General features: G+C 71.2%; 11 protein-coding genes. 3 read left to right on the top strand and 8 right to left on the bottom strand.

Going from position 1 to position 12,736, the window contains the following annotated elements; translation table 11 throughout:
- Together GUY60_RS01085 and GUY60_RS01080 are read left to right on the top strand one after the other, a co-directional pair.
- A partial coding sequence (locus GUY60_RS01085; protein WP_188132048.1) for a cytochrome P450 occupies window positions 1-1,185 on the top strand: 1,185 nt, incomplete at its 5' end.
- A 17-nt stretch (window positions 1,186-1,202) separates the two neighbouring features.
- Complete coding sequence (locus tag GUY60_RS01080) at window positions 1,203-2,591, top strand: aldehyde dehydrogenase family protein (RefSeq protein ID WP_161692924.1); 1,389 nt, start codon at window positions 1,203-1,205, stop codon at window positions 2,589-2,591.
- Between the two features lie 120 nt (window positions 2,592-2,711).
- Here GUY60_RS01080 and GUY60_RS01075 read toward each other — a convergent pair whose 3' ends face one another.
- Complete coding sequence (locus GUY60_RS01075; RefSeq protein ID WP_161692923.1) at window positions 2,712-3,335, bottom strand: TetR/AcrR family transcriptional regulator; 624 nt, start codon at window positions 3,333-3,335, stop codon at window positions 2,712-2,714.
- Between the two features lie 115 nt (window positions 3,336-3,450).
- On the opposite strand from GUY60_RS01075, the gene GUY60_RS01070 reads away from it, so the two are divergent.
- Window positions 3,451-4,626, top strand: coding sequence for a thiolase family protein (locus GUY60_RS01070; protein ID WP_161692922.1), 1,176 nt, complete (start codon window positions 3,451-3,453; stop codon window positions 4,624-4,626).
- Here GUY60_RS01070 and GUY60_RS01065 read toward each other — a convergent pair.
- The 7 genes from GUY60_RS01065 to GUY60_RS01035 form a co-directional block, all read right to left on the bottom strand.
- Complete coding sequence (locus tag GUY60_RS01065; protein WP_161692921.1) at window positions 4,560-5,255, bottom strand: TetR/AcrR family transcriptional regulator; 696 nt, start codon at window positions 5,253-5,255, stop codon at window positions 4,560-4,562. The two genes, GUY60_RS01070 and GUY60_RS01065, sit on opposite strands and share 67 nt — an antisense overlap.
- 31 nt (window positions 5,256-5,286) lie before the next feature.
- Window positions 5,287-6,462, bottom strand: a complete 1,176-nt coding sequence (locus tag GUY60_RS01060; RefSeq protein ID WP_246234110.1) for a thiolase C-terminal domain-containing protein — start codon at window positions 6,460-6,462, stop codon at window positions 5,287-5,289.
- Window positions 6,459-6,956 carry a Zn-ribbon domain-containing OB-fold protein gene (locus tag GUY60_RS01055; RefSeq protein WP_161692920.1) on the bottom strand — a complete coding sequence of 166 codons (498 nt, stop codon included), beginning with the start codon at window positions 6,954-6,956 and terminating at the stop codon, window positions 6,459-6,461. The genes GUY60_RS01060 and GUY60_RS01055 overlap by 4 nt, the downstream gene beginning before the upstream one ends.
- On the bottom strand, window positions 6,956-7,834 hold the full coding sequence (locus tag GUY60_RS01050; RefSeq protein ID WP_161692919.1) for a MaoC/PaaZ C-terminal domain-containing protein: 879 nt from the start codon (window positions 7,832-7,834) through the stop codon (window positions 6,956-6,958). Before GUY60_RS01050 ends, GUY60_RS01055 begins: the two co-directional genes overlap by 1 nt.
- An 89-nt stretch (window positions 7,835-7,923) precedes the next feature.
- Window positions 7,924-10,245 carry a CaiB/BaiF CoA transferase family protein gene (locus GUY60_RS01045; protein WP_161692918.1) on the bottom strand — a complete coding sequence of 774 codons (2,322 nt, stop codon included), beginning with the start codon at window positions 10,243-10,245 and terminating at the stop codon, window positions 7,924-7,926.
- Between the two features lie 221 nt (window positions 10,246-10,466).
- Entirely contained in the window at window positions 10,467-11,387 is a 921-nt protein-coding gene (locus GUY60_RS01040) for an SDR family NAD(P)-dependent oxidoreductase (RefSeq protein ID WP_161692917.1), read from the bottom strand.
- A gap of 121 nt (window positions 11,388-11,508) precedes the next feature.
- On the bottom strand, window positions 11,509-12,726 hold the full coding sequence (locus GUY60_RS01035) for a CaiB/BaiF CoA transferase family protein (protein WP_161692916.1): 1,218 nt from the start codon (window positions 12,724-12,726) through the stop codon (window positions 11,509-11,511).
- Between the last annotated feature and the right edge of the window lie 10 nt (window positions 12,727-12,736).

Genomic DNA, 12,736 nt, shown 5'->3' with positions numbered 1-12,736 from the left:
CCCTGGCCCCGCCCGGCGATCGACCCGCCCGCCGCCTACGGCTGGCTGCGCGAGAACGCGCCGATCCGCCGGGTCGAGCTCGCGGACGGCCTGCCGGGCTGGCTGGTCACCCGCTACGACGACGTCCGCGAACTGCTCGCCGACCCGCGCGTGAGCTCCGACGCGACCGACCCCGGCTACTCCCTCCTCGGCGCACCTCGAATGGCCGGCAAGGACCAGTCGTTCCTGCGCACAGATCCCCCGTACCACACCACCTTCCGCCGGATGCTGGGCAAGCACTTCGCCATGAAGCGGGTGCACGCCATGCGCCCGCGCATCCAGGAACTCGTCGACAAGACGATCGACGAGCTGCTGGCCCGCGAAAAGCGCCCGGTCGATCTGGTGGAGCACCTCGCCCTGCCCATCCCGTCCACCGTGCTCAGCTGGCTGCTCGGCGTCCCGGCGGAGGACCAGGCCTTCTTCAACAAGGCCTCCGAGGATCTGCTGGCGCGTGGCAATCCGGATGTCGCGGACGCCGATGAGCGGTCCACGGCGGCGCGCACCGAGATGGTCCAGTACATCGCGAAGCTCAGCGACGAACGCCTTGCGATGGACGACCCGGGCGAGGACATGCTGGGCGACATGGCCAAGGCGGTCAAGGATGGGACGATCTCCCGCGAGGCCATGATCAACTCAGGGGTCACCCTGCTGGTCGCCGGGCACGAGACCACCGCCAACATGACCGCCCTCGGCACGGCGATCCTGCTTCAACACCCGGACCAGCTGGCCGAGATGAAGGCCGAGCCCGGGCTGCGCGCAGGGGCGATCGAGGAGCTGCTGCGCTTCCTGACCATCGTGCACCTCATCGTCGTGCGGGTCGCCAAGGAGGACATCGAGGTCGCCGGGCAGGTCATCCCCAAGGGTGAGGCGATCATCCCGCTCAACTTCTCCGCCAACCGCGACGACGCCCACTACCCGGATCCGGATGTCTTCGACATCCACCGTGCCCCGCGCGACCACCTGGCTTTCGGCTTCGGTGTCCACCAGTGCATGGGGCAGCCGCTCGCCCGCCTGGAGCTGGACATCATCTTCGAGACGCTCTTCCGGCGTATCCCCGGCCTTCGACTCGCAACGGAGGCCGAGAGCCTCCCGTACAAGACCTATGCGCCCATCAACGGCCTCACCGGTCTTCCTGTCACGTGGTGAACAACGGAGGTACACGCATGCCCGACCAGTCGAAGAACACGTTCGACGTGATCAACCCGGCCACCGGGGAGGTCTTCGCCACGGCTCCCGCCTGCTCCCCGGAGCAGCTGGATGCGGCGATGAATGCCGCCCAACGCGCCTTCGCCGGCAGCTGGAGCCGGGACGAGGAAGTCCGCCGCGCGGCCCTGCGCGCCGCCGCTGATGCGCTGCTTGCGCAGAAGGACCGGCTGGCCGCGGTGCTCACCGCCGAGCAGGGCAAACCTCTCGCCGAGGCGGCCTCCGAGGTGGACGGCTCGGTCCGGTGGCTGCGCTACTACGCCGACTTGGAAACCGAACCGGAATACCTCACGCCGCCAGGTGCGGACCGCCGGGTGGAGGTGACCCGCCGCCCGCTGGGCGTGGTCGCCGCCATCACTCCGTGGAACTACCCGCTCCTGCTGGCCATGTGGAAGATCGCGCCGGCCCTGCGGGCGGGCAACACCATGGTGCTCAAGCCCTCCCCGTTCACCCCGCTGGCCACCCTCGCCATGGGCGAGGTCCTCCAGGAGGTCTTCCCCACCGGGGTGTTGACCGTCGTCACCGGCCCCGATCCGCTGGGCAATCTGCTCACCGGCCATCCGCTGGCCCGGAAGGTGAGCTTCACCGGCTCCACCGCCACGGGCAAGAAGGTCGCCGCCGCGGCGGCCGACGACCTCAAGCGGATCACCCTCGAACTCGGCGGCAACGACCCGGCGATCATCCTCCCCGACGCCGACCCGGAGGCCATCGCCGAGCAGCTGTTCTGGAGCGCGTTCCGCAACAACGGGCAGATCTGCGTGGCCGTCAAGCGGGTCTACGCGCACGAGAGCATCAAGGCCCGCCTGGTGGACGCCCTCGCCGAGATCGCCATGTCCGTGCAGCCGGACGATGGATCCAAGCCGGGTGTGCGGCTCGGCGCGATCAACAACGAACCGCAGCTGCAGCGGGTGGAGGAACTGGTCAGCGACGCGATCGCCCGCGGAGCCAAGGCCGCAGCAGGCGGTTCCCGCATCGACCGCCCTGGCTACTTCTTCTCCCCCACCATCCTCACCGGCGTCCCCGCGGACGCCCGGATCGTGAGCGAGGAGCAGTTCGGGCCGGCCCTGCCGGTGCTCCCCTACCGGAACGTCGACGACGCCGTGGCCATGGCCAACGACTCGGAGTACGGCCTGACTTCGTCCGTCTGGGGCACCGACGTCGAGCAGGCCACCGCCGTCGCCCGCCGCTTCGACGCCGGCCAAGCCGCGGTCAACGCCCACGCCGTCGGCCTGCGACCCGACCTCCCCTTCGCCGGCGCCAAGTGGAGCGGCCTCGGTGTCGAGAACGGTCCCTGGGGCCTCCACGAGCTCACCCAGCTCAGCGTCGTCATGGCACCTTCCACGACGTAACACCGGACTCGAAGTACCGGCGGCCGAGGGCACCGTGCATTCCGCAACCGTCCCTCGGCCGAGGCACGGGACGTCAGACCGAGCACATCCGACGTGAGGAAGTTCGCTGTGCCCGACCGTTCACTCAGGCTCGGGGCCGGACCAGCCGGCGCCCGCAAGGACGAAGTCGACGGCTTGCTCGATGAACGTCGACGGATCGTCTGCGAGCTTTGCGAGCTTGGAGTTCGGCACCATGAGGATGTGGTGCATGATGGTGCCGGCCAGCCCGTCCATCACCAGGGACGGCGAGGTACCGGGGGGCAGTTCGCCGGCCTCGATCGCGGCCAGGACGGTCTTGCGGCCGCTCGCGATCGCCCCCCGCCGAATGTGCTCCAGCGCCTCTCCCAGTACGTCGGGATAGACCTTCGCCTCCACCATCGCCCGGATGTGCGCCAAGCCGTGCGGCCCGAGATACCGCCGGGCGACGCGGTTCGCGATTTCCGTCAGGTCGTCTCGGAGGTGGCCGGTGACTTCCACGGGCTTGGGCGCTTTCAGCGAGAGGATCGCGGCGGCGATCAGGTCCTGCTTACTGGCCCAACGGCGGTAGATGGCCGCCTTGCCGACCTTCGAGGTGCGTGCCACGGCATCGATGGTGAACCCCGCCCAGCCGACCGCGCCGTAGACCTCGAGCGTCGCCTTGATCACGCGCGGTTCGATGTCCGGATCAACGGGCCGACCGGGCCTGGCGCGTGATGTGGACGTCATGCGTCTCATTCTGTCACGCGGCGGAGTCGGTGTTCGGCCCGGCCACTCATCCCCCTTCATCCCCCCCCTGTAGCCCAGTCCACTTGTGACCACTGTCCACTCCAGGAGCAGCAGCATGCATGACGCAGTGATCGTTGATGCCGTACGGACGCCGATCGCCAAGGGGAAGCCCGGCGGTGCTCTTTCCGGTGTCCATCCGGTCGATCTGTCGGCCCTTGTCCTCAGGGCGCTCGCCGAGCGCAACGCGCTCGACCCCGCGCTCGTCGACGACGTGCTGTGGGGCTGCGTCTCGCAGGCGGGTGAGCAGTCGGCGTGCATCGCGCGGGCCGCGGTTCTGGCCGCGGGCTGGCCGGATTCGGTTCCGGGCGTGACCGTCGACCGGCAGTGCGGGTCCTCGCAGGAGGCTGTCCACATGGCCGCGGCAGCGGTGGTCTCCGGGCAGCACGACATCGTGATCGCGGGCGGCGTGGAGTCGATGTCACGCATCCCGATGTGGTCGGCGCGCGGCACCGGCGAGCTCGGTGCGCCGTTCGGCCCGCAGGTGGAACAGCGTTACGGGCGGCCGTACTTCGAGCAGGGACCCGGCGCGGAGATGATCGCCGAGGAGTTCGGGCTCAGCCGTACGGACCTGGACCAGCATGCCCTCGACTCGCATGAGCGGGCGGCACGGGCCGTCGACGAGGGCCGCTTTGCGGGGCAACTTGTGCCCGTTCCGGCGCCCGCCGGGGACGGCGGCGCGACGGGTGAGGTCACCGCTGACGAGGGAGTGCGGCGAAGCGGCACGCTGGGGCGGCTGCGCGAACTGCCCACCCCGTTCAAGGAGTACGGGGTGATCTCGCCCGGCAACTCTTCGCAGATCTCGGACGGTGCGGCCGCCCTGCTCGTCACCACCGGCGAAGTCGCCGCCCGGCACGGCTGGCGGCCACTGGCACGCGTCCACACCACGGCCGTGGTCGGAGTCGACCCGATCACCATGCTCAAGGGTCCGATCCCGGCCACGGAGAAGGTGCTCAAGCGCTCGGGCCTCAGCCTCGACGCGATCGGCACTTACGAGATCAACGAGGCGTTCGCGTCTGTGTCGTTGGGCTGGCAGCGGCAGTTGGGGGCCGACTACCGTCGCCTCAACCCCGACGGCGGTGCCATCGCGCTCGGGCATCCGCTGGGCGCGTCAGGTGCACGGCTGATGACGACGCTGGTCCACCGGATGCGCGACCAGGGCATCCGCTACGGGCTGCAGGCGATGTGCGAGGGCGGCGGGATGGCCAACGCAACGCTGCTCGAAAGACTGTGAGAAGCAGCCGCCTCCGCAGGCCGCTTCCGCAAGGTCCCGGACAGGACGAAGGAGACGACCTGTCCGATGAACGGATTTGGGTCCTCATGCAGGGCGCGGCGCCGCTCCGGCGGCACCATGAGCACGTAGTGCACGATGGTGCCGGCCAGCCCGTCCATCACCAGAGAGGGCGAGGTGCCGGCAGGCAGTTCGCCGGTGTCGATGGCGGCCAGCACGATCTTCCTGCCTCCGGCGATGGTCGCCTGGCGGACCTTGTCCAGGGCGGCTCCCAGCACCTCGGGATAGAGCTTCGCCTCGACCATCGCCCGCATGTAGGCCGGGCCGTACGGGCCGCTGTAACGCCGGAGGAGGAGCCGTGCGAGCCGGGTCAGATCCTCGTAAAGGTGCCCGGTGACGTCGAACCCGTCGGCGCCCCGCAGTGATGCGACGGCGGTGGCGATGAGTTCCTGCTTGCTGGCCCAGCGGCGGTAGATGGCCGCCTTGCCGACCTTCGAGGTGCGCGCCACGGCGTCGATGGTGAAGCCGGCCCAGCCGACCGCGCCGTAGACGTCGAGGGTCGCCGCGATGACGCGGGGCTCTATGTCCGGGTCCGCGGGTCGGCCGGGCCGGCCGGCAGTTTTGGACGTCATGCGTCACATTTTCGCACGCGGGGCTTCTGCGTCAGGGCCGTTCGTTGGCGAAGACGAGGCTCGTCGCGGCGGAGAAGAACAGCCCGTAGCCGTGCACGAAACTGGTGCGCACGCCGGGCACTTGGGCGTCCGCCTCGCCCCGCAGCTGCCGGATCGCCTCCTGCATGGCGAACATGCCGTACATGCCGGTGTGCGTGTAGTTCAGGCCGCCGCCGTTGGTGTTCACCGGCAGCCTGCCGCCCGGGCGGGTGTGGCCGTCGGCGATGAAGGCGCCTGACTCTCCGTGCCCCACGAATCCGGTGTCCTCCAGGCCGTACAGGGGCAGATGAGCGAAGGCGTCGTAGATCATCAGGTGGTCGATGTCGCCCTGGCTCAGCCCGGCGGTGGCGAAGGCCTCGGAGCTCGCGCGGCGGGAGGCGCCGAAGGAACCCGGGTCGGACATCTGGGAGACCAGCGTCGACTCGGCGGACTCCCCGGACCCCAGCAGGTACACCGGCGGACGGCGCAGGTCCGCGGCGCGCTCCGCGCTGGTGAGTATCAGGGCGCCGCCGCCGTCGGTGACCGGGCAGCACATGTCCTTGGAGAACGGGTACGCGATCATCGGCGCGGCCAGCACGTCCTCCACGCCGACCAGGTCCTGGCGCAGCGCCCGCGGGTTCTTCGCCGCCCATTCGCGCTGGGCGACGACGACCTGGGCGAGGTCCTCGCGGCCCATCCCGCGCTCGTGCAGGAAGCGCAGCGCGGGCACGGTGAACTTCATGTACGGGGCGATGGCACCGTAGGGCCATTCGAACTGCCCGGGCGGGGAGGACGCGGAGCGGGCCCGGCCGGGGAGGCCGACCTGGGAGCGGCCCGACTCGCCGTGCGTGATGAGGACGACCTCGGCGGCCCCGGCCGTGATGGCGGCGGCCGCGTGCCGGACGTGGCTCAGGAAGCTGCAGCCGCCCACCGCGGTGCCGTCCAGCCAGCGGGGGGTGACGCCGACGTGGTGGGCGACGTCGATGGGGCTGGGGCCCGCGGTGGCGACGCCGTCCACGTCGGCGGGGGTCAGCCCGGCGTCGGCCAGGGCGTTGCGGGCGGCCTCGATGTGCAGGCCGAGGACAGAGGTGTCAGGGCGCTTGCCGATCTCGGTGGTCTCGGCGGCACCGGCGACGGCGACCGTGCCGCCGTGCATGCCGCGCGGCCGCGTGCTCGTGGTGGTCGTCATGCGGTCACCTGCCTGGTCTCCTCGCTGCCGGTGGTAACGGCGGCAGCGTTCGGCTCGTCGGTGTCGGGCGCGGCCGGTGCGAAGACCGGAAGGACCGCCTCGCCCCGCTCCTCGAAGCGGACTTCGAGCCGCAGGTCGAGGGGGAGGTTCTCCGGGAGCGGTTCGACGCCCACGATGTTGGACATCAGGGTCGGGCCCTCGTCGAGCTGCACCATCGCGATGACCGGCGAGTAGTCCCGGAAGCCGGGCGCGGGCCGGTGGTTGATGATGTACGAGACCAGCCGGGCGCGGCCGCTGACGCGGGTCCACTCGGTGTCGGCGGAGGCGCAGTGACGGCAGTGCGGGCGTGGGTCGAAGTAGTGCCGCGCGCAGCTGCGGCAGCGCTGGATGCGCAGCTCGCCGGCACGGGCGCCCTCCCAGAACGGGAGGGTCTCCGGGGTGGGTTCGGGTGCGTGGGCGAACGGCTTCGCCGCGCCCGCGGTGGTGGTGTTCATCAGGCCTTCCTGGTGGTGAAGGTGCCCCGGTCCAGGACGACGCGGTCACCGGCCCTGGTCCGGAAGCGGAACGTCTCGATGCCCTCGGCCTCGGCGGCTTCCGGAGCGTCGTCCCGCCAGATGTGGACGGTCAGCTCCTCGCCAGGTGTCACCGGGGAGGCGAAGCGTGCGGTGATGCGGCCGAAGCGGGCCACGTCGCCGCCGCAGGCCTTGTGCAGCAGAGCCCGTCCGGTGAATCCGTAGGTGCACAGGCCGTGCAGGATGGGCCGCTCGAAGCCGGCCCGGGTGGCGAAGCCGGGGTCGGAGTGCAGGGGGTTGCGGTCGCCGCTCAGGCGGTACAGGAGCGCCTGGTCGGTGCGGGTGCGATAGGTGACGGTGTGGTCGGCGGGCCGCTCGGGCCGCTGCCAGGCCGGGCTTGAGCCGCGCTCGCCGCCGAATCCGCCCTCCCCGCGCACGAAGACAGTGCTGCGGGAGACGGCGAGCTTCTCCCCGGTCGACTCGTCGGTGAGGGTCAGCTCCATGTGCGCCAGGGCGTCGTCGCCCTTGTCGTCGAAGCCGAGGATCGTCGCGGTGGTGCGGGCGGTGCCGGAGACCGGCAGCGGGCCGAACAGCTCCAGGGACTGCTCGGCATGGAGCATCCGGGTGCCGCTGAAGTCGCCCAGCTTGGGGCGGCGTTCGCGGGCGCCGAGCACCACGCCGAGGGTGGGAAGCACCTGTTGTGCGACGCCCTCGGTGTTCTCGGTGGTGAACGCAAGGTCCGCGGTGGGATCCTCGGCCCCGGCGCCGACGCCGAGGGCGTAGCGGATGGCGTCGGACGAGTCCCAGCTGAAGGTGCCGGCGTCGACGCTCTGTCCGACCGCGGCCAGATTGAGGGACATGGGTGGGTGGCTCGCTTTCTGCCTGGGTGATAGCTGGTCGATGGCTGGGTGATGACTGAGCGCGGCCGGGAGCGGGATGCCGGGGCGACTCAGCGGTACAGGGGCGCCAGGCGCTGGGGCATGGGGCCGCCTTCGCGGACGACACCCGCCTCGAGCAGCTCGGTCACGCGCTCCGCCGCAAGCCCCGCCGAGGCCAGCAGGGCGCTGCTGTGCTCCCCGGCCCCGGGGACCTGCAGGGGGCCGGTGCGTTGGGTGCGGCTGAAGGTGGCGTAGCGGCCGGGGGCGATGATCGCGGGACCGTCCTCGCAGGGGCGTACGTGGACGAACTCTTCACGCAGCAGGTCTTCATCGCGCAGCACCTCGGTGATCTTCCGGGCGCGGACGGCGGGAATGCCCGCGGCGGCGAGGGCGTCAACGGCCTGCTCGCTGTGCAGGCCGGCCAGCGCCTGCCGGACCGCACCGGTCGGGTCGGCTGCGAACGCGCCCTGGTCCAGGGGGATTCCGGCCTCGGCGAGCTGTTGCCCGGTGACGGAGACGGGGTCTTCGGCGGCGATCCGGATCCAGCCGTCGGCTGTGCGGCACAGGCCGTCGAGGGGGTGGTGGCCGCGGTGGTCGGTGCTGCCGGTCTCGGGGGCGGGGCGGCCGGGATAGCGGACCACGGCGTCGCTCTGCAGGTAGGTGGCGGTGCCGACCAGGGAGTACCAGGCACGCTGTCCCTCGCCGGTGCGCGCGCGGTGGTACAGGCCGAGGATGACGGTGAGGGCGCCCATGGCGGCGCTGGTGGTGTCGATGATGGCGAGCGTGTTGGAGACGGGCTCACCGTCGCCGCCCTGACGGCTCATCATTCCTGCCATCGCCTGGATCACCATGTCCACGCCGGGCAGTTCGCCCAGCGGCCCTCCCTCGCCGTACCCGGAGAGGGAGGCCGTGACGAGGCTGGGGGCTGCGGCTGTCAGTGAGGTGTGGTCCAGGCGCAGCTTGTGGCTGACACCGGGACGCAGCGCGTGCAGGACGGCGTCGCAGGTCGCGGCGAGCCGGTGGAAGGTCTCCTGGCCGTCCGGCGACTGCAGGTCGAGGGCGAGGCTGCGCATGCCGCGGTTGTACGTGTAGCCGGTGGCGCGGAAGGGGTCTCCGTCGACGGGCTCGACCTTCACCACGTCGGCGCCGAGTTCGGCGAGCAGGTGCCCGGCGAAGGGGGCGGCGACGAAGGTGCCCAGGTCGGCGATGCGGTAGCCGGCCAGCGGGCCGGCGGCCAGGCGCGCCGGTGCTCCCGATGCGTCCTCGGGCTTGGGCCGCGGCAGGCTGTCCGCTTCCGCGTCGTGCGCTCCGAGCTCGGGGGCGGCTCCTGTCACCCGGCCCGGGGTGCGAGTCAGGGTGAGCGGCACACCCGGCATCGTGACGGTGCCGCGCTCGGGGTCCTGCACCTCGGTGCGCAGCCCGATCGCCTGCGGCTGCGGGTGGTCCAGCCATTCCTGGGAGTCCAGCAACGGGCCGCAGGGTATGCCGAGTTCGGTGAGTACCCGCAGCCAGTGGTCGCGGTCGTGGGTGAGGAAGGCTTCCTTGATACGGGCGGTGGCCCAGTCGATGTTGGCCGGGTCGACAAGGCCGGCGACGCTGCCGCCCATGCGTGGCTCGTCGAGCATCCCGCTCAGGCCGAGGGCCTGAAGGACCTTCGTCTCAAACTTGACGCCGAGGCCGCCGCAGCCGAGCCACTTGCCGTCGCCCGCGAGGTGGCGGGTGTAGGTGGGGTGGCGTCCGCCGAGACCCACAGCGGTGTTCGGGTCGGCACTGTCGGCGGTGACGGTGTACATACTCACGGCCGCGGTCGCCACCGCGTTCAGGCCGGTGACGGTGACCTGCTGGCCGCGCCCGGAGCTCTCCCGCTCAAGCAGCGCGGCGACCGTGCAGGCGGTCGCCCACACCCCCTGCACGTAGAGGTACTGAGGCATCACCCACTCGACCGGGTCACCGTCGAGGGACGCCTGGCGGCACGCCATCCCGGAGGCCGCGCCGAGCAGCCCGTGCGACTCCTCGCCACCGGGCCAGGGGGCACCCGACGCTGCGTACGGGGGTACGGAGACCAGAACCAGGCGGGGGTTGGCCCGGCGCAGGGCCGCGGCGTCGAGGCCGAACCCGGCCAGTGCGGCTTCGTCCTTGACCAGGCAGATGTCGGCGCCCTCCACAAGCCTGCGCAGCCAGTCGCGCCGCTTGGGGTCGGCCGGGTCGACGACGACGCTCCTCTTACCGCGGTTCCACACGGCGAATCCGGGGTCGCTGCGGGCCGGATCACCGCCCGGCCGCTCCACTTTCACCACCTCGGCACCGAAGTCGGCGAGGAACATTCCGACGAGCGGACCTGCGGTGCGCTCGGTCAGGTCGACGGCTTGAAGGCCCTGCAGGACGTGCGGCATCGTGCCTCCTCATCCAAGGGGGTGCGGGTACCTGCGGCTCTACGGGTGAACTCGCTCCTGGCCAGGGGCCGTTCGCGGGGTGGTACGGGCGAGGGGTGAGGTCGGAGTCCGCCGCTGCTCGCCGGGTGATGCGGGTCGTCGGGGTGCGCGGCCGGGCAGGGGGCCGACGGGGGCGGCCGGCCTGCCGGAACCTCGGGCAGGCGGCGGCCGGCGCACCCTGCTCAGTTGCGGCCGAGCTGGCGGGCGAAGACGCTCGGCGGCAGGCCGTCGGCGACGGAGCGGAAGTTGCCCTCGATCAGGTCGGCGAGCCGTTCCTGGTCCCATGGGCCGGTGGAGCTGAGCTGGCGGATGACCTCGGGGTTGTTGTACAGGCCGACGTCATAGCCGGAGGCACGCAGCGTACGGCCGGTCAGCCAGCGGGAGCGGTCGGAGGCGAGGTAGAGGGCGAGCGGCGCGATGTTGTCGGGCGAGCGGCTCGGGTCCTCCTCGTTACGGAAATTGGCGCGCTTCTCGTCGGGGACCGTACCGGTGAGCCGGGTGGCGGCTCCCGGGGAGATCGAGTTCGCGGTCACGCCGTACTTCGCAAGGCTCTGGGCGAGGGAGTACGTGAGGCCGATGACGCCCATCTTGGCCGCCGCGTAGTTCGGCTGACCCGGGGAGCCGTCGAGGCCGGAGACGGAAGAGAAGTTGATGATGCGGTAGTTGGCGTCGGGGTTGCGCTGCTCGCGGAAGTACTGCGCGGCGGGCCGCACCGTGGAGTAGTGGCCCTTGAGGTGGACGCGGATCACCGCGTCCCAGTCCTCCTCGCTGAGGTTGAAGATCATGCGGTCGCGCAGGATGCCCGCGACGTTGACCAGGATGTCGAGCTTGCCGAACTCGGAGACGGCGGTGTCGATCAGCCGCTGTCCGGTGGCGGTGTCGGCGACGTCGCCGCCGTCGGCGATCGCCCGGCCGCCGGCCGCCACGACCTCCTTGACGACCTGGTCCGCGGGGCCCGCGTCGCCGCCTTGGCCGTCGGCGGTGGCGCCCAGGTCGTTGACGACCACCGCTGCGCCCTCGGCCGCGAACCGTCGCACGATCGACGCGCCGATGCCTCGACCGCCGCCGGTCACGACGGCCACTTTGCCTTCAAGAGAGCCCATGGCAATTCCTTCCGCTCTTGGTGGGGTGGGGAGTTGTGGATGTGTCCGCACGTTAATGCAGACGAGATTCGTCTGTAAAGAGTTCCGCGAGGTCATTCGCAGGGTGTGGGCGGCCCGAGGGTCAGCGGGCGGTGTCCGGCTGTGTCCCGAACGCCCCGGCCGCGGCGAGCTGTTCGTACTCCTCGACGCCGACCGCCAGCAGGTCGCGCAGCAGGTCCTCGGCGTCGGCGTGCAAAGGGCTGGCGGAGCGGGCGGGGGCGTCCGAGTCCTCGAAGGTGATCGGCGAGCCCATGGCGGTGATCGGGCCGAGCTCGGGATGGTCCTGCGGGTAGAGGTAGCCGCGCGCGGCGAGGTGCGGGTCGGACGCGACCTCGGCGACCGTGCGCACCGGGGCCGAGGGCACCTTCGCAGCGCGCAGCCGCTCGAACGCCTCCTCCTTGGTCAGGGTTCCGGTCCACTCGGCGACCAGTTCGTCCACCTCCTCGCGGCGGGCCACGCGGGCCTTGACCCCTGCGTAGTGCTCGTGTTCACCGAGCTCGGGGCGGCCCATCAGGACGGCCAGCGCACGCCAGTGGTGGTCTCCCTCGCAGGTGATCGCGACATGGCCGTCCTTCGTGGCGAAGACGCTGTAGGGGGCGACCGACAGGCCGGGATGCTGGTTGCCGACGCGCTCCACTTCCTCCCCGGTGGAGTAGTGCGAGCTGAGCGACGACATCAGCATCGGAAACACCGACTCCATCATCGAGACCTCGACGCGGCCGCCCCGCCCCGTCCGCTCACGCCGGAACAGGGCCGTGGTGATCGCGCCGTAGAGGTTGATCCCGGCGGAGAAGTCGCAGACCGCCGCACCGGACTTGACCGGGTCGGAGCCGGGGTACCCGGTGGCGGAGACCACACCGGCCATCGCCTGCACGGTCAGGTCCATCGCCGGATACGTGGCGTAAGGGCCGGTGGTGCCGTAGCCGGAGGACTGGGCGTACACCAGGCGGGGGTTGATCTCCTTGAGGGTGTCCCAGCCGATGCCGAGCCGGTCCATGACGCCGGGGGTGAAGTTCTCCACGAGCACGTCGGCCGCGATCACAAGGCGCTTGAACAGGGCGATGCCTTCGGCGCTCTTGAGGTCGAGGGCGAGGGACTCCTTGCCGGAGTTGAGCATCGCGAAGGCGTAGCGCGGGCCCGGGACGGCGCCGCGGCGGCGCAGGTGCTCGCCGGCCGGCGGCTCGATCTTGACGATCCGCGCCCCGGCCTGCGCCAGCATCAGGGTGGCGTACGGGCCCGCGTAGACGTGGCTGAGGTCGAGCACGGTGACGCCGGACAGGGGCGCGTCGGTAGTGGTCATGACAGGGTTC

This window comes from Streptomyces boluensis, assembly GCF_009908195.1.
Taxonomy (GTDB): Bacteria; Actinomycetota; Actinomycetes; order Streptomycetales; family Streptomycetaceae; genus Streptomyces; species Streptomyces boluensis.
The sequence above is the reverse complement of the archived record's forward strand: the minus strand, read 5'-3'. Positions and strand labels throughout refer to the sequence as shown.